This window comes from Krasilnikovia sp. M28-CT-15, assembly GCF_047159595.1.
In the GTDB taxonomy this organism is placed as follows: Bacteria; Actinomycetota; Actinomycetes; order Mycobacteriales; family Micromonosporaceae; genus Actinoplanes.
Genome location: NZ_BAAGAK010000001.1, coordinates 3,447,909 through 3,464,247 on the forward strand (window position 1 = coordinate 3,447,909; position 16,339 = coordinate 3,464,247).

Here is a 16,339-nt window from a genome sequence, read left to right on the forward strand (position 1 = left end):
CGGTCAGCTCAGTTGGCGCTTGAGCAGCTTGCCCGTGGCCGTCATGGGCAGTGCGTCCACGAAAGTGACGATGCGCGGGTATTTGTACGCCGCCATCTGCTCCTTGCCCCACGCCACGAGTTCCGCCTCGGTGATCGCGGCGTTCGCGGTGCGGATCACGTACGCCTTGACCTCCTCGCCGTGCTGCGGGTGCGGGACGCCGATGACCGCGGCCAGCGAGACGGCCTCATGGGTCATGAGAACCTCTTCGATCTCCCGCGGGTACACGTTGAACCCACCCCGGATGATCATGTCCTTGGCGCGGTCGACGATGTAGTAGAAGCCGTCCTTGTCGCGGCGGGCCAGGTCACCCGTACGGAACCAGCCGTTGTTCATCACCTCGGCGGTGGCCTCGGGCCGGTTGTAGTAGCCGCGCATGATGTTGTGGCCGCGGATGGCGATCTCGCCGATCTCGTCGGCGCCCTCGATGGTGTTCCAGCTCTCGTCGATGAGCTTGACCTCGACGCCCCAGATCGGGATCCCGATCGAGCCCGGGCGCGGCTCCCGGTCGGGGTCGGAGAACGTCGCCACCGGCGAGGTCTCGGACAGCCCGTACCCCTCCAGGATCTGCACCCCGAGCCGTTCCTTGACCTGCTTGATGATCTCGACCGGGAGGCTGGAGCCACCGGAGACGGCGACCCGCAGGTTGCGGGCGATCCGCTCGACGTCCACGTCGTCGGTGAGCGCGTTGAGCAGCCCCCAGTACATCGTGGGCACACCGGCGAAGTAGGTGATCTCCTCCTGCTCGAAGATCTTGACCGCGGCGGCCGCATCGAAGCGCGGCAGCAGCACCAGGGTCGCCGCGACGGAGAAGCCGGCGTTCATCTGCACCGACGAGCCGAACGAGTGGAACAGCGGCAGCACCAGCAGGTGAGTGTCCGTGCCCGGCTTGCTCTGGAACAGCCGGTTGGAGGTGAGCGCGTTGAACAACAGGTTCGAGTGCGACAGCTCGGCGCCCTTGGCCTGACCCGTGGTGCCGCTGGTGTACAGGATGACCGCCGGATCGGTCTCGGGGGCCAGCACGGTCTCGAAGGTCGACGACTGCCCGGTGACCGCGGACCCCAGCGTCTCGGCGCCCTCGATCGGCGACGCGGCCGTCGGATCCGCGGTGATCAGGAAGAACTGCTCGCAGCCCGGTACCTGGCCGAACCCGGCGTGACCTTCGGCGCCCAGCGGCAGCTCGGCCGTGCCCTCGAAGCAGAAGTACGCCCTGGCCTCGCTGTCGGTCAGGTGGTACGCGATCTCCCGGGCCTTGAGCAGCACGTTCAGCGGCACCACCACGGCGCCCGCCTTGAGGATCCCGTAGTAGATGACCGGGAAGTACGGCAGGTTCGGGCAGGACAGAGCCACCTTGTCACCCGGGCGGATGCCGCGCGCCACCAGCAGATTCGCCACCTGGTTGGCCGCCGCGTCGACCTGTGCGTACGTCAGGCGCTGCGGGCCCAGCACCACCGCGGCCCGGTCGGGGTAGTGGCGGGCGCTGTCCTCCAGCAGGACGGAGAGATTGAGCATGCGGCGGTCTCCTTGCGGTGTCCGGGGGTGTGACGACGGTCCCATCCCAGCACGGCGTACCCGCCGGCGAAACCTTCGCGCGCGGCAAGTTTCCCAAGGTCTTCGCGCGAGGAAAGTTTCGCCGGCCGCCCGCCTCCCGGCGGCCGGCGAAACGACTCAGCTGGCCAGGGCGAACCGCTCCGCGTGCACCTGGCGGCGGGGGACGCCGAGGGTGCGCAGGCTGGCCAGCACCGCCTCGGTCATGGCGTTGGGACCGCACACGTACACGTCGCGGTCGGTGATGTCGGGGACCAGGGCGCGCAGCCCGTCCGGGCTCAGCGGCTGGTTGCCCGGCCCGGTGCGGCCGGTGAGCAGGTGCAGCTGTGCGCCCCGGGTGGCGGCGATCGCCCGCATCTCGGACAGCAGCACCGCGTCGGCCTCGGTGTGCACCCGGTACAGCACCACGATGTCGCCGGTCAGCGTGGGATCGTCGAGCAGCGCGCGGATCGGGGTGACGCCGATGCCGCCCGCGATGAGCAGGGTGGTCTCGCGGGTGCGCTGCAGCGCGGTGAACGCGCCGTACGGGCCCTCGGCGAAGACCCGGGTGCCGACCGGCACGTCGCGCAGCCCGGCACTGCCGGTGCCGACCGCCTTGGCGGTCAGCCGCAGCGAGCGGCCGTCCGGCGCGGCGGACAGCGAGAACGGGTTGACCTGCCACCACGAGCGGAAACCGGGGAAGCGCCAGATCATGAACTGCCCGGCCAGGGCGGGCAGTTCATCGAGACGGCGGCCGGTCACGTGCACCGAGACGGTGTTGTCCGACTCGGGCACGACCGCGGCGACCCGCAGCTGGTGACGGCTGTTGCGCCACAGCGGCATGATCACCCGGCCGGTGAGGAAGGCCCCGACCGCGAACAACCACAGCGCCCACCAGTACGCGGTCGTGAGCGCCGAGGTGCGGAACGTGGTGCCCTCCAGGAACTGGTGCGTCAGCGCGAGCGCGAGCGCGAGGTACAGCACGAGGTGGATGGCGTGCCAGGTCTCGTACTGCATACGGCGCCGGGCGGCCCGGATCGACGCGGCGACCGCGACGACGATGCAGAACAGGGCCAGCATCCCGATCAGCGACGCGGGCACCCCGGCGAGCGCGCCGAACGTCTTGAACGGTGAGACCTTGTCGAGGACGGAGAAGCCCGCCACGATCAGCATGGCGTGGGTGACCAGCGCCCAGAACAGCGTGAAGCCGACCCAGCGGTGCCAGGAGGTCAGCCGGTCCATGCCGATGCGCCGGTCCAGCCACGGCACCCGGGCCACGAGGATCAGCTGCAGGAAGATCAGCACGGCGGCGTGCAGGCCGACGAACTTGCCCGCGGCCAGCACGCCGTTCTTGGACGGCGGGGCGGCGATGAACATCACCCACACGATCAGCACGTTGACCGCGAGGGCGGCCCACAGGACCGTACGGGCCAGCGTGGCTGCGGGCAGTGAGGAGGTGCGGGCGGGGTGGCGGGTGACCGTCATGTCTGACTCCGGCGCTCGTGGTCGTCCCCAGTGTGTACACCACCGGTGGCCTGGCGGTTCGACACACAGGCTAGGAGCAGCGGGGAGTCGCCGGGCAGATATGTAGGGTTTCCGTCCCTCGTCGTGGGGACAGTCGGATTTGCCGGGCGGCTGGATGTGGTGGTGATCATCTCGGGCGTCCGTCGCCGGGCCCTCCGTATGCGGCATTGACCGATGTCGAACCGGCGGGCAGTGTTGGTCCGGTCACCTTCTGTTCGTACTGTGTGGAGGGTCCGATGAAGGTCGCCGTGGACATCAGTCTCTGTATCGGGTCGGGGATGTGTGCGCTGACCGCTCCCGCCGTCTTCGACCAGGATCCGGATGAGGCGATCGTGGTGCTGCGCGACCCGGCGCCGCCGGCGGAGCAGCACGAGGCCGTCCGGGAAGCGGTGTTGCGCTGCCCCGCCGCGGTGATCTCGGTGACCGACGACTGACCGCGCGCGGGTGCCGCAATAGGGCGGCACTGATCGATGAACTCCGATAGGTTCGGCGGTGACCTGTTCGACCCTGCCGGACCGCGATCCGGTCCGCCGACGGAAGGACCTGGCACCGTGCGACGAGCGCTCGTGGCCCTGATCGCCACAGCCGCCACCCTCGCGGGGACCGCCCTGCCCGCCCTGCCCGCCCTGGCCGCCCCCGCCCTCGCCCCCGCCCCCGCCCCCGCCCCCGCCCCGGGAGCATCCGGCCTGGGCGACGAATACTTCCCGGACTACGGCAACTCCGGGTACGACGTCTCGCACTACGACATCCGGCTGCGCTACCAACCGGACACGGACACCCTGACCGGCACCACCACCATCCTGGCCACCGCCACCCAGGACCTGAGCAGCTTCGACCTGGACTTCGTCCTCGACGTCACGAGCGTGCGGGTGAACAACCGGGTCGCCACCGCCACCCGGGCCGGTGACCACGAGCTCGTCGTCACCCCGCCGCGCAGCATCGCCGCCGGTCAGCCGATGACCGTCGTGGTGCAGTACTCCGGGGTGCCCTCCAGCAAGCGGGCCGCCGGGTTCACCGCGTGGACGAAGACCCCCGACGGCGCCCTGGCCGTCGGCGAGCCCGAGATGTCCTGGTGGTGGTTCCCCGCCAACGACCACCCGGCGGACAAGGCGACGTTCGACGTCTCCGTCTCCGTTCCCGACGGGACCGAGGTGATCAGCAACGGCGTGCAGCCGCGCCCGCCGTCGCCCGAGATCCTCGGCTGGACCCGGTGGAACTGGCGCTCGGTCAAGCCGATGGCCACGTACCTGGCGTTCCTCGCCATCGGCCAGTACGACCTGCGCACGGACACCGCCCCGAACGGCCAGCCGGTGCTCACCGCGTACTCGCAGCTGCTGGCGCCGGACTTCGCCGATGCCGCCCGCGCCAGCGTCGAGCGCACCGCCGAGGTCATCGACTGGGAGAGCGGGCTGTTCGGGCCGTACCCGTTCGAGGCGCAGGGCGGGGTGGTCGCGCCGCCCGGCGCGATCACCTTCGCGCTGGAGACCCAGACCCGGCCGGTCTACTCGAGCAAGTTCTTCCGCAGCGGCTCGAACATGTACGTGGTCGTTCACGAGCTCGGCCACCAGTGGTTCGGTGACTCCGTCTCGGTGGCCCAGTGGAAGCACATCTGGCTCAACGAGGGCTTCGCCGCCTACGCCGAGTGGCTCTGGTCGCAGGCCCAGGGGGAGGGGACCGCACAGGAGATCTTCGACTACACGTACGCGCAGCACGCGGCGGACAGCCCGTTCTGGACGGTCAAGCCGGGTGACCCGGGCGCCGCGGACGTCTTCGACGGCGCCGTGTACGACCGGGGCGCCATGACCCTGCACCAGTTGCGGCTGGCCGTAGGCGACGCCGCGTTCTTCGACCTCGTGCGCACGTGGACCACCACCCACCGGTACGGCAACGGCACCACGGACGAGTTCGTGGCGCTGGCCGAGCGGATCTCCGGAAAGCAGCTCGACGCGCTGTTCCAGACGTGGCTGTTCACCCCGGCGCGGCCGGACGTGGCCACCGCGCCGGCGACCTCGGCGGCCTCGGTGCGCGCCGCCGCGCCGCGCCAGCCCAGGTCCTGGGCCGCGATCCAGCGGTCCCACGCCCTGCTGGCCGGTCACTGATCCACCCGGGCGCCGCCGGGCCGCGGAACCGGCCCGGCGGCGTGCGGATCAGACCGCGGCGGTGATCTCGGCTGGTCCGAAGTCAGGTTCGGTCACCGGCTTGCCGAAGTGGTAACCCTGGGCCAGCCGGTAGCCGAGGCGGTGCAGCTCGGCGGCCTGTTCGGCAGTCTCGACGCCCTCGGCCACGGCGGTCAGCCCCAGGCCGGTGCTGACGTTGATCAAGGCCGTCGCGATGACCGCGTGGCGCCCCGCCATGGTGATGTTGTCGACGAACGACTTGTCGACCTTCAGCACGTCCACCGGGACGGTCTGCAGCAGGCCGAGCGACGAGTGGCCGGTGCCGAAGTCGTCCAGCGCGACCAGCACCCCCAGCGCGTGCAGTTCGTGCAGCGTCTCCTGGGCCCGGCCGCCCTCGAACACCGCGGTCTCGGTCACCTCGATCACCAGGCAGGACGGCGGCAGCCCGCTGTCGACCAGCGCGGCGGACACCACGTCGGCGAAGCCCGGCTCGGCCAGCTGGCGCGCCGACACGTTGACGTTGACCCGGGCGGGGGCGCGCGACCCGAGCCGGGCCCGCCAGTCCGCGGCCTGGGCGCAGGCGGTGCGCAGGATCCACGCGCCCAGCTCCACGATCAGGCCGTTCTGCTCGGCCACCGGGATGAAGTCGGCGGGCGAGACCCAGCCACGCTCGGGGTGCACCCAGCGCACCAGCGCCTCGACCGACACCAGGGAACCCGTCGGCAGGGCCACGATCGGCTGGTAGACGAGCTGGAACTGGCCGGCGTCCAGCGCGGCCCGCAGCTCGGCGCCCAGCCGCGCCTGCTCGGTGGAGTGCTGGTCCAGCTCCGTGGTGTACCGGTGGAACGGCTTGCCCGCGCCCTTCGCCTCGTACATGGCCACGTCGGCGCGGCGCAGCACCTCCATCGGGGCTTCCGCACCCTCCGCGCCCGCGATGCCGATGCTGGCACCGACCAGCAGATCGTGCTGGCCCGCGTGCACCGGGGCGTGGAACGTGGCGGCGAGGCGGCGCACCACGGCGTTGCCCGCGCGGTCCGAGGCGTTCGGGATGAGCACGGCGAACTCGTCGCCACCCATCCGGGCCACCATCGCGTCGGGGCGCAGTGCCGCGGTGATCCGCCCCGCGACGATCGTCAGCAGCTCGTCGCCGACGGCGTGGCCGAACCGGTCGTTGACGTCCTTGAAGCCGTCGAGGTCGAACAGGACCACCTGCGGCGATCCGGTGGCGAACTCCGCCCGCAGCGCCTCCTCGAACCGGCGCCGGTTGGCCAGCCCGGTGAGGTCGTCGCGCATCGCCAGGTCTTCCAGCTGGTCGGACTGGCGCTGCACCTCGGCCACGAAACCGGACATGCGCAGCACGACGAGCAGGAACAGGATTCCGGCGGACAGCGCGATGGCGATCCGGTCCCGGCCGTTCTCGGCCACGTAGGGCACCAGCAGCATGGCCGGCGCGATGAGCGAACAGGCGCCGAGCAGCCAGAGCCGGCGGCGGTTCACGTGAGTGGTGCCGGTGACCGGGGTCTGCCCGGTGGTGCGCATCGACGGGTGCAGCGCGGCGGCGGCCCACAGCACGTACGACAGCAGCCAGCCCGCGTCGATGAAGCCGACGTCGTACTCGGTGTGCAGCGAGATCAGCGAGAAGGCGACGTCCGCGCCCAGCAGGGCCAGCGCCGCGCCGCCGAGCAGCCGGGAGCTCATGGTGGACTTCGCGCCGCCGAGGAACAGCCGGGCCAGCAGCGCCAGCATCAGCGCGTCCATGGCTGGGTAGGCGTCGCTGACCGTCTGCTCCAGCACCGACGCGGAGGTGCCCGCCGCGGTCGGCTCCATGACGAAGACCCAGAACAGCAGACCCAGGCCGGTGCCGACGATCCCGGCGTCGATCAGCCCGGCCACGTCCCGGCGGGCCAGCCGCTGGCCGCCGCGGACCAGCAGGATCAACCCGAAGATCAGCATCGGGTACGCGCACAGGTAGAACACGTCCGCCAGCGACGGGTACGGCTCCTCGTCCAGCGCCAGCCGGTAGAAGTCGAAGACCACGTCCCCGACGACCCAGATGAGCTGTCCCGCGGCGAACCAGTGCCAGATGTTGCGCCGCACCGGCTGGTGCAGCCGCACCGCCAGCAGGATCAGCACGCTGGAGATCAGGCCGGTGAGGTTGTACGCGATGCTGCGTTGCAGGCTGTGATCGGGCAAAAGGAAGTAGCCGCCGATGGACAGTACGCCCACCGCCAGCCACCAACGCCACAGGCTGCCGAATCGCACACCGTGACATCGGCCTGGCCAGCCCCCAGTTGAGGCTCGCTTGAGGAAGTGTGTCGCGCGCCCGCTACACCGGGACGGCCTGCTCCACCAGCGCTGCGGTGTCGATGCCGCGCGGCAGCGTGCCGAAGGCCAGGCCACCGTCCCCGGCCAGCCGGCTTCGGCAGAATGCATCGGCCACCGCAGTGGGGCCGTGCCGCACCAGCAGCGACCCCTGCAACACCAGCGCCATGCGTTCCACCACCCGCCGGGCCTGACCCTCCGGGTCCTCCCGCCCGGCCAGCATGGCCCGCAGCCCCGCGGCCGCCGCGTCGAGGTGCCGGTCGGCGCCGGCCGCGGCGTCCACCTCCGCGAAGTACGCGGCCAGGCTGTCCGGCTCCCGGTGCAACGCCCGCAGCACGTCGAGTGCCTGCACGTTGCCGGAGCCCTCCCAGATCGAGTTCAGCGGGGCGTCCCGGTAGAGCCGCGGCAGACCGGACTCCTCCACGTACCCGTTTCCGCCCAGGCATTCCAGCGCCTCCCCGACGACCGCCGGCTGCCGCTTGCACACCCAGTACTTGCCGACCGCGATGGCCAGCCGCCGAAACGCCTGCTCGGCGGCGTCGCCGCGGGCCGCGCGGTCCACGGCCCCGGCCAGCCGCACCGCCAGCACGGTCGCCGCCTGCGACTCCACCGCCAGGTCGGCCAGGACGTTGCGCATCAGCGGCTTGTCCGCCAGCCGAGCGCCGAACGCGCTGCGGTGCCGCGCGTGGTGCACCGCCTGCACGAGCGCGGCGCGCATCCCGGACGCCGAGCCGGTCACGCAGTCCAGCCGGGTCATCGCGACCATCTCGATGATCGTGCGGACCCCGTGGCCCTCGTCGCCGACCAGCCACGCCACCGTGTCGTCGAACTCCGGCTCGCTGCTGGCGTTGCTGCGGTTGCCCAGCTTGTCCTTGAGCCGCTGGATGCGGAACGTGTTGCGGGTCCCGTCCGGCAGCACCCGCGGCACCAGGAAACAGGACAGCCCGCCCGGCGCCTGCGCCAGCACCAGGAACACGTCGCACATCGGCGCGCTGGTGAACCACTTGTGCCCGCGCAACCGGTAGCTGCCGTCGCCGGCCGCCGTGGCGGTGGTGGTGTTGGCCCGCACGTCCGAGCCGCCCTGCTTCTCCGTCATGCCCATGCCCGCCAGCAGGCCCCGCTTGCCCAGCGGCGTACGCAGCCCCGGATCGTAGACGCGGCTGGTCAGCAACGGCTCGTACGCGGCGGCCAGCTCGGGCGCGTTGCGCAGCGCGGGCACCACCGCGTACGTCATGGAGACCGGGCAGGAGTGGCCCGCCTCGGCCTGGCTCCACACGTACAGGCCGGCGGCGCGGGCCACGTGGGCGCCCGGGCGGGGGTCCGCCCACGGGGCGCCGGCCAGGCCCTCGGCGACCGCGACGTCCAACAGCCGGTGCCAGGACGGGTGGAAGTCCACCTCGTCGACGCGGTGGCCGTACCGGTCGTGGGTGAGCAGCCGCGGCTCGTACCGGTTGGCCTCGTCGGCCCACCGCTGCGCCTGCTCCCCGCCCGCGAGCCGGCCCAGCCGGTGCAGGTCCTCGGCGGCCCACCCGGCACCCTCCCGGGCCACGGCGGCCAGCAACGTGGGGTCGGCGGCGACGTCGTGATCCACCAGCGGCGGTGGCTGGTTCAGCACCTCGTGGGTCGCGGTCACGGCGGGCACCGGCGGCGTGGTGGTGGTCATCGGCCCAACCTACGGCCGATCGAACGGCCGCGACCATGACCCGACCGCTCGGCCGGGGTGACCGTACCGCCCCGCGGCGGTCGCCGGGCCGCCGGGACGCGATGATCGCCCTTCGGTCACTTGCTGGTCAGCCGTCATCCGCGGCGCGTAGGGTCTGGACAGGACCGCGTCGAGGGGATTGTGGGGGAGCGGTTGGCCACGGTGACGCCCATGGCAGGGCGGCGCGGCGCGGCGGTCGCCGACCTGCTGGCCGAGTTCTCCGACGCCCAGCGGCTGGCCGCCGAGGCGGACCGGCCCGACCTCGCCGAGCGGCTCGCCCGGGCGGCGCGGCGGCTGCGCGCCGACGACGTGACCGTGGCCGTGGTGGGCGAGTTCAAGCAGGGCAAGAGCACCCTGGTCAACGCGCTGCTGCGCACCGACATCTGCCCGGTCGACTCCGACGTCGTCACGGCCGTGCCGACCGTGGTGCGCTACGGCCGCCCACCCGCGGTGAGCCTGCACCTGCCCGGCCCGAACGGCGCACCCACCGAGGTGCCGGTGCCCTTCGACGAGCTGCGCCGCTACGTCACCGAGAGCGCGGCCGACGGGCCCGACGCGCAGGCGCCCCGCAGCGTCGAGGTCCGCCTGGACCGGCGGCTGCTCGCTGCGGGCCTCTCCTTCATCGACACCCCGGGCGTCGGCGGCCTCGACTCCGCGCAGGGCAACCTCACCCTGTCCACGCTGCCGCTGGCCGCCGCGGCCCTGTTCGTCACGGACGCCGCCCAGGAACTCACCGCCCCCGAGGTGGACTTCCTGCGCCGGGTCAAGGAGCGCTGCCCCCAGGTCATCTGCGTCGTCACCAAGACCGACCTGTACTCCGAGTGGCGCCGCATCGTCGAGATCAACGAGGGGCATCTGCGGCACGCCGGGCTGGACGTACCCATCGTGGCGGTCTCGTCCTTCCTGCGCATGCGCGCCCAGGCCCGCGACAGCACCGCCCTCAACACGGAGTCGGGCTTCCCCGGCCTGGTGGAGATCCTGCGCCGCGACGTGCTCGGCGCCGCCCGCGCGAACGCGCTGGCCACCGCCCGCACCGAGCTGTCGTTCGTGGTGGCCCAGCTGCGCGAACGGGTGGCCGCCGAACAGGTCGCCGTGGCCGCCCCGGCGGGGGCCGCGCCCCAGCTGGAGCAACGCTACGCGGAGCGCAGCAGGCGCAGCGCGCGGCTCAGCGGCGGCACCTGGCAGACCGTGCTCAGCGACGGCATCCAGGACCTGGCCGCCGACGTCGACCACGACCTGCGCGAGCGGCTACGGCTCATGGTGCGCCGCGGCGAGGAGCTGCTCGATGAGACCGACCCCCGCGACACCTGGCGCGACTTCCAGGCGTGGGCGGCGCGGGAGGCCACGGCCGCCGCGGTGGACAACCTGATGCTGCTGGTCGGGCGCACCGAGGAACTGGCCCGCGACGTCGCCGAGCGCTTCGACATCGAGTACGACAGCCTCGACGTCGACCTGCCCGCGCCCGAACTGGCGCTGCGCAAGGTCGGCGACCTCGACGTCAGCTTCCAGAAGTCGGGGATGGCGCAGTTCCTCGGCGCGTTCACCGCCGCCCGGGTCACGTACGGGGGCTTCTACATGCTCGGCGCGCTCGGCGCGCTGTTCAATGTGGCGCTGGCCGCGCCGCTGGGACTGCTGGCCGGGATGACGCTGGGGCGGCGGCTGATGAAGGCCGAACGGGAACGTCAGGCCCAGCAGCGGCGCCTGCAGGCCAAGGCGGAACTGCGCCGCTACGTCGACGACGTGACGTTCCACGTCGGACGCGACTCGCGCGAGGCGGTGCGGCGTACCCAGCGTTTCCTGCGCGACGAGTTCGCCGCCCGCGCCCAGGTGATCGAGCGCTCCGCCGCGGCGACCGCGGCGGCGGTGCGCCGCACCGCCGCCCTGCCCGACGACGAGCGGGCCCGCCGCGCCGCCACCCTCGCCGAGCAGCGCCGTCGCCTCGACCGGCTGGACGCCCCATGACACTGCTGGATCAGGTACGCACGCTGCTCGACCGCGCACAGGCCGAACTGCCCGACCCGGGTGTCCGGGCCCGCCTCGCCGACGCCCGTCGCCGGGTCGACGAGCCGCTGCGCGTCGCGATCGCCGGCAAGGTCAAGGCCGGCAAGTCGACCCTGCTCAACGCGCTGGTCGGGGAGGAGCTGGCCCCGACGGACGCGGGCGAGTGCACCCGGATCGTCACCTGGTACGCCGACGGGCGCACCTACGAGGTGACCGCCCACCTGACCGACGGCAGCACGGAGCAGCGCCCGTTCCGGCGGGTCAGCGGCGCGATCCGGATCGACCTGGGCCGCCCCGCCGACCAGGTGGACCACCTCGAGGTACGGGTGCCCAGCGCCCGGCTGCGCCGGCACACCCTCATCGACACCCCCGGCATCGCGTCACTGTCGACGGACGTGTCGCTGCGCACCATGGCGTTCCTGGAAGCCGAGGGGGAACGGGCCGCCCAGACCGACGCGGTGATCTACCTGCTGCGCCACATGCACGGCAGCGACGTACGGTTCCTCGAATCGTTCCACGGCGACGGGCTGTCCAATGGCACCCCGGTCAACGCGGTCGGGGTGCTGTCGCGCGCCGACGAGATCGGCGGCTGCCGCCTGGACGCGATGGCGGCCGCCGCCCGGGTCGCCGACCGGTACGCCCACGACGAGCGGCTGCGGCGGCTGTGCCCGGTCGTGGTGCCGGTGGCGGGGCTGCTCGGCGCGGCCGGGGCCACGCTGCGCGAGGACGAGTTCCGGATCCTCGCGGCGGTCGCCGAGCAACCGATGGACGAGGTCGTGGAGCTGATGCTGACCGCGGACCGGTTCGCCGGTTCCGGGTCCGCGCGCGCGGCGGTGCTGGCCCGGCTGGGCCTGTTCGGGGTGCGGCTGTCGGTGCGGCTGATCCGCGAGGGGGCCGTGCACGACTCCGCCGACCTGGCCCGCGCCCTGACCGGGCACAGCGGCATCGACCGGCTGCGGGAGGTGTTCGCGGCGCAGTTCGTGGGCCGCAGCGAGGTGCTCAAGGCCCGCTCCGCGCTGGCCGTGCTCGACGAGTGCCTCACCGGCCGGTACGCCGACGGCCTGGCCGCCGAGGCGGAGCGGATCCGGGCCAGCGCGCACGAGTTCGTCGAGCTGCGCCTGCTGCACCTGCTGCGCTCCGGTCGGCTGCCGGGTTCCGCGGAGCAGCTGGCCGAGATGGACCTGCTGCTGGGCGGGGCGGGCAGCGCGCCGTACCAGCGGCTCGGCCTGCCCGCGGACGCCCCGCCGGAGCGGGTCACGGCCGCGGCCACGGCGGCCCTGGCCCGGTGGCAGGCCGTCGCGGAACATCCGTTCTCGGCGCGCGAGCTGCGCACGGCGGCACGAGCGGCGGCCCGCAGCTGCGAGGGCATCCTCGCCGCGTCCGCCCCGCCGGGCCGGCCCGCTCAGCGCTAGTCCGGTTCAGGACCAGCAGGGATGGCCTTCCCGGGCGTCTGCGGGAGTCAGTGTCTGTTCCTGCGACCCGTCGGCCTTGACGACGGTGACCCGGGGCCGGTTCAGCTCGCCGCGGGTGAACGCCAGCCAGGTGCCGTCCGGCGCCCAGGTGGGGTCCATCTCGCGCGCGGGGTCGTTCGTGATCTGGTGCGCGTCCGTGCCGTCCGCGTCGACTGCCCAGATGTCGGACAGCCCCGGGCCGGTCAGCTTGGTGTACGCGATCATCGTGCCGTCGTTTGTCCACGCCGGATCGACCGCGGGGCCGTCGTCCCCGGAGGTGACCGCCTTTCCCGGCTCCTGCGGGTCGGCGACCGACAGCTTGTAGATCTGCCGCACACCGTCGACGTCCACCCAGTACGCGATGGTGTCGCCGGCGGGGGACCAGGCCGGGTCGTCCTTGGCGGCCGACGAGCGGGTGAGCTGGCGTGGCTTGCTCTCACCGATGGTGATGACGAACATCTGCGGCACCTTGTCGACGACGCGGATGAACGCGAGTTTCTTGTCGTCGGCCGACCACGAGGCGCGGCCGCCGGTGACGTTCCCGATGACCTTCTGCTGGTTGCTGCCGTCGGCGTTCATCACCCAGATCTCGTTGGTGTCGGCGAGGTTGCGGGTGATGGCGATCCGCTTGCGGTCGTGCGACCACTCCGGCAGCACATCCGTGCCCGTGTCGACGACCTTCGTCCGCGTGTCGGTGCCGGGGATGAGTTGGTAGACGCCGGACTTGCGACTGGGTGGCTGGTCGCCGCCGGTGTCCACGCGGACCAGCATGGCGTCGGTCGGGAACGCCTGCGCCGGTGGCGCCGACGGGTTCTGGGGGGCCGCGTCGGAGCCCTGGTCCTTGTCGCGGGTGAGGGCGAGCGCCGTGGCGGTGCCCGCCGCCAGCAACGCCACCACGATCGCGCCGGCCATGATGAGCAGCTTCGTCGATGGACGGGACCGGCGCCCGGTCGCCGTGGCCCCGCCCTGCCCGGGCGGTGATCCCACGCCCGGCACGGGCGCGAACACGCTGACCGCTTCCGGGTCGGCGCCGGCGGTGAACGGGTTCCGTACGGCCTCCCGGGACCATGCGGCGGTCGGCCCGCTGGGGTGCGCGGAGAGATTGCCCCGGGCCGCGGCCGCCCCGGTGTCCGGCGCGGCGCCGCCGGTGGTCGGCAGACCGCCGGCCGGGGGCAGGACCACGGTGGGGTCCGCTTTCGCCCGCGGTTCAGCGGAGGCGCGGTTTCCGGACGTGACCGCCGGACCGGGGGTGACCGGCGGGGCCGGAGTGGCGGCAGGGCCGGGGGTGACCGGCGGGCCTGGAGTGGCGGCAGGGCCGGGGGTGACCGCAGGGCCGGGGGTGACCGCACGACCTGCGGTGGCCGCGCGGTCCGGGGTGGTGGGCTCCGGGGTGGTGGGCTGGCCTGGCGGTGGGGTCGACGGCGTGACCGGCCGGGCGGCGGACCGTCCCGTTGTGCCGGTCGTCGGGGCCGTGGCGAGCGCCGCGCCCAGTGCGATGCTGTGCTCCGGGTGCGGGTCGGCCACCACCGGCCGCTCGAACGTGGTGGACAGCAGCTGGGCGACCAGCGGGATGCGCGACGAGCCGCCCGCCAGCAGGATCGCACTGAGATCCGCCGGGGCGAGTTGCGCCGAGCGCAGCGCCCGCTGCATGGCACCGACGGTGTCCTCGAGCGAAGGCGCGATCATCGCCTCGAGTTCGGAGCGGTTGAGCCGGACCCGGGTGTGCAGGCCGGGCAGCGCGACCGGGATCATCGCCTCGGTGTCGAAGGACAGCGCCTCCTTGGCCTCCACGCAGTCGCGGCGCAGCCGGGCCAGCGCGGTGACCACCTCGGGGTCGTTCGGGTCCAGGCCCTCCGCCTTGCTGCCGAGCACCTCGATCACATGGCCGAAGACCGCCTCGTCGAAGTCCGCCCCGCCGAGCTGTTCGACCCCCTCCGGCTCGCCGAGCAGCACGAAGTCGTCGCCGTCGCGGCGCAGCACGGCCGCGTCGAACGTGCCGCCGCCCAGGTCGTACACGGCGACTGCCTCACCGGGGGCGATCCGCCGGGCCGTGGCGTGCTGCAGCGCCGCCGCCTCCGGCTCGGTACGCAGCCGCACCGGGCCCGCGTCGGCCAGCCGGATCGCCTGGTCGAGCTGCTCCCGCTTGTACGGCCCCCAGTTCGCGGGATGGGTCACGGTCACCGCCGCGGGCGGCGAGTCCTGCAGCTGGGTGACCGTGTCCAGCACGTGCCGCAGCAGCTTCGCGGTCAGCGCGTGCGCCGAGAACGGCACGCCGCCCACCAGGATCGGCACGGGGTCGCCGATGCGGCGCTTGAACTCGCGGGCCAGCCGGGCCGGCTCGGCCAGCCCGCGCCGTTCCGCCGCGTCGCCGACGAGCAGCCCGCCGTCGGGCTTCACGAACACCAGCGACGGGATCTCGGCGCGCCGCCCGCCCAGGCGCAGCACCTCGACCTGGCCGTCGACGCGTACCGCGGCCGCGGTCTGAGTGGTGCCGAGGTCGACACCCAAGCCGTACTGCATCACCACGCCCAAGACCCTAGAGGTCGGCCGCGGCCCCGGGCACCGATCGGCGGGCGGTTCGTGAGGCGGCTCATGGGGTGACGGCGCATTTCGGGGCCAGGCTGCGCCACTGGGTGCAGTACGCGGCCGCGGCCGCGGGCGACGCGAAGCCGTCCTGCAGCAGCACCCAGAAACCGGCGCCCTCGTCGGCCAGCTGGTCGGAGGCGAGGCTGTCGACCAGCCGTACCGGCATGCCGGCGGCGGCGAGCCGGGCGCGTTCCGCCTCGGCTGCCGCGTGTCCGCCGTCGGCGCCGCGGTGCGGGAACACGTCGACGAGCGCGAACGGCCGCCCGACCACCACGGGGGTCACCGGGGGCGGCGCGGCGGGTGTGGTGGCGGCGACGCGGGCCCGGCCGGGAAATGGCAGCCGTACCCCGGAGATCGCGACCGCCGCGGTGCCCGCGGCCGCCAGCACCAGCGCGGCGATGCCCGCGGCCAGCGACGACACCCGGGGCGGGCGGCGCCCGGTGCCGGTCGCGGTGAACAGCGGCGGGCGCTGCGGGTCGTGCGCGTCGGTGACGGACAACAGCACCGCGTACGTCTGGGCCGCGCCCATCAGCGGCCGGGCGGGCCGGGCCCGCACGACCGCGGTGAGGGCGTCACCGGGCTCCAGCAGCGCGGCGCCGGGTTCGGTGGTGACCTGGCCCGCGGGCGGGTCCAGCTTCGCCTCGAGGCGGATCGCGGCGGGCCGGTCGCTGTCGTTGGCCAGCCTCAGGTCGAACGTGTGCGGCTCGCCGGTGCGCGCCACCAGTTCCCCGACCACCGGTACGGGCAGGGCCACGCTGAGCAGCCCGGTGGCGTATCCGGCCGGGGTGCCGTCGATCGCGGCCTGCACCGTGAACGGCAGCAGGGTGCCGCTGGGCGGCTGGTCGGCGGGCGGTTGCAGGACGATGTCGACGGTCACCGTGGCACCCGCCGCGACGGTCGCGGTGACCGGTTCGGCCGGCGCCCACGCACCGGCACGGCCCCGGGTCACCGACACCCGCACGTCGGCCTGGGGCCCGTACTCGTTGCGCAGCTGCACGGGCACCCGCGTGGCGACCCCGGGAGCCAGGGTCACCGGTTCCGCCGGCAGGGTCACCTCCACGTCCATGATC

At 73.2% G+C, this 16,339-nt stretch carries 10 protein-coding genes; 4 read left to right on the forward strand and 6 right to left on the reverse strand.

Annotated features, from left to right (window positions below; all coding sequences use genetic code 11):
* Nucleotides 1-3: 3 nt before the first annotated feature.
* Nucleotides 4-1,551, reverse strand: a complete 1,548-nt coding sequence (locus ACMCNO_RS16035) for a long-chain-fatty-acid--CoA ligase (protein WP_412750238.1) — start codon at nucleotides 1,549-1,551, stop codon at nucleotides 4-6.
* Nucleotides 1,552-1,707: 156 nt separating this feature from the next.
* Nucleotides 1,708-3,051: a ferric reductase-like transmembrane domain-containing protein gene (locus tag ACMCNO_RS16040; RefSeq protein ID WP_412750239.1), complete on the reverse strand. Its 1,344-nt coding sequence runs from the start codon at nucleotides 3,049-3,051 to the stop codon at nucleotides 1,708-1,710.
* 275 nt (nucleotides 3,052-3,326) lie between these two features.
* Between ACMCNO_RS16040 and ACMCNO_RS16045 the strand changes: the two genes are divergently transcribed.
* Both ACMCNO_RS16045 and ACMCNO_RS16050 read left to right on the forward strand, forming a co-directional pair.
* Nucleotides 3,327-3,524, forward strand: a complete 198-nt coding sequence (locus ACMCNO_RS16045) for a ferredoxin (RefSeq protein WP_412750240.1) — start codon at nucleotides 3,327-3,329, stop codon at nucleotides 3,522-3,524.
* Nucleotides 3,525-3,641: 117 nt separating this feature from the next.
* Entirely contained in the window at nucleotides 3,642-5,189 is a 1,548-nt protein-coding gene (locus tag ACMCNO_RS16050; protein WP_412750241.1) for a M1 family metallopeptidase, read from the forward strand.
* Between the two features lie 48 nt (nucleotides 5,190-5,237).
* Here ACMCNO_RS16050 and ACMCNO_RS16055 read toward each other — a convergent pair whose 3' ends face one another.
* Nucleotides 5,238-7,469, reverse strand: coding sequence for a putative bifunctional diguanylate cyclase/phosphodiesterase (locus ACMCNO_RS16055; protein WP_412750242.1), 2,232 nt, complete (start codon nucleotides 7,467-7,469; stop codon nucleotides 5,238-5,240).
* Nucleotides 7,470-7,533: 64 nt separating this feature from the next.
* Nucleotides 7,534-9,192, reverse strand: a complete 1,659-nt coding sequence (locus ACMCNO_RS16060; protein WP_412750243.1) for an acyl-CoA dehydrogenase family protein — start codon at nucleotides 9,190-9,192, stop codon at nucleotides 7,534-7,536.
* A gap of 210 nt (nucleotides 9,193-9,402) precedes the next feature.
* Between ACMCNO_RS16060 and ACMCNO_RS16065 the strand changes: the two genes are divergently transcribed.
* Both ACMCNO_RS16065 and ACMCNO_RS16070 read left to right on the forward strand, forming a co-directional pair.
* On the forward strand, nucleotides 9,403-11,193 hold the full coding sequence (locus tag ACMCNO_RS16065; RefSeq protein WP_412750244.1) for a dynamin family protein: 1,791 nt from the start codon (nucleotides 9,403-9,405) through the stop codon (nucleotides 11,191-11,193).
* Entirely contained in the window at nucleotides 11,190-12,644 is a 1,455-nt protein-coding gene (locus tag ACMCNO_RS16070; protein WP_412750245.1) for a dynamin family protein, read from the forward strand. The genes ACMCNO_RS16065 and ACMCNO_RS16070 overlap by 4 nt, the downstream gene beginning before the upstream one ends.
* 6 nt (nucleotides 12,645-12,650) lie before the next feature.
* On the opposite strand, the gene ACMCNO_RS16075 is transcribed toward ACMCNO_RS16070, so the two are convergent.
* Nucleotides 12,651-15,203 (reverse strand): Hsp70 family protein, encoded by a 2,553-nt coding sequence (locus tag ACMCNO_RS16075; RefSeq protein WP_412753716.1) that lies wholly within the window; start codon nucleotides 15,201-15,203, stop codon nucleotides 12,651-12,653.
* A gap of 70 nt (nucleotides 15,204-15,273) precedes the next feature.
* Nucleotides 15,274-16,335 carry a hypothetical protein gene (locus ACMCNO_RS16080; protein ID WP_412750246.1) on the reverse strand — a complete coding sequence of 354 codons (1,062 nt, stop codon included), beginning with the start codon at nucleotides 16,333-16,335 and terminating at the stop codon, nucleotides 15,274-15,276.
* Nucleotides 16,336-16,339: the final 4 nt, after the last annotated feature.

Bases quoted from the DNA above. Each gene is read 5' to 3' on its own strand.
- ACMCNO_RS16035 (WP_412750238.1), bottom strand. From the start codon at position 1,551: ATGCTCAATCTCTCCGTCCTGCTGGAGGACAGCGCCCGCCACTACCCC.
- ACMCNO_RS16040 (WP_412750239.1), bottom strand. From the start codon at position 3,051: ATGACGGTCACCCGCCACCCCGCCCGCACCTCCTCACTGCCCGCAGCC.
- ACMCNO_RS16045 (WP_412750240.1), top strand. From the start codon at position 3,327: ATGAAGGTCGCCGTGGACATCAGTCTCTGTATCGGGTCGGGGATGTGT.
- ACMCNO_RS16060 (WP_412750243.1), bottom strand. From the start codon at position 9,192: ATGACCACCACCACGCCGCCGGTGCCCGCCGTGACCGCGACCCACGAG.
- ACMCNO_RS16065 (WP_412750244.1), top strand. From the start codon at position 9,403: ATGGCAGGGCGGCGCGGCGCGGCGGTCGCCGACCTGCTGGCCGAGTTC.
- ACMCNO_RS16070 (WP_412750245.1), top strand. From the start codon at position 11,190: ATGACACTGCTGGATCAGGTACGCACGCTGCTCGACCGCGCACAGGCC.
- ACMCNO_RS16075 (WP_412753716.1), bottom strand. From the start codon at position 15,203: ATGCAGTACGGCTTGGGTGTCGACCTCGGCACCACTCAGACCGCGGCC.
- ACMCNO_RS16080 (WP_412750246.1), bottom strand. From the start codon at position 16,335: ATGGACGTGGAGGTGACCCTGCCGGCGGAACCGGTGACCCTGGCTCCC.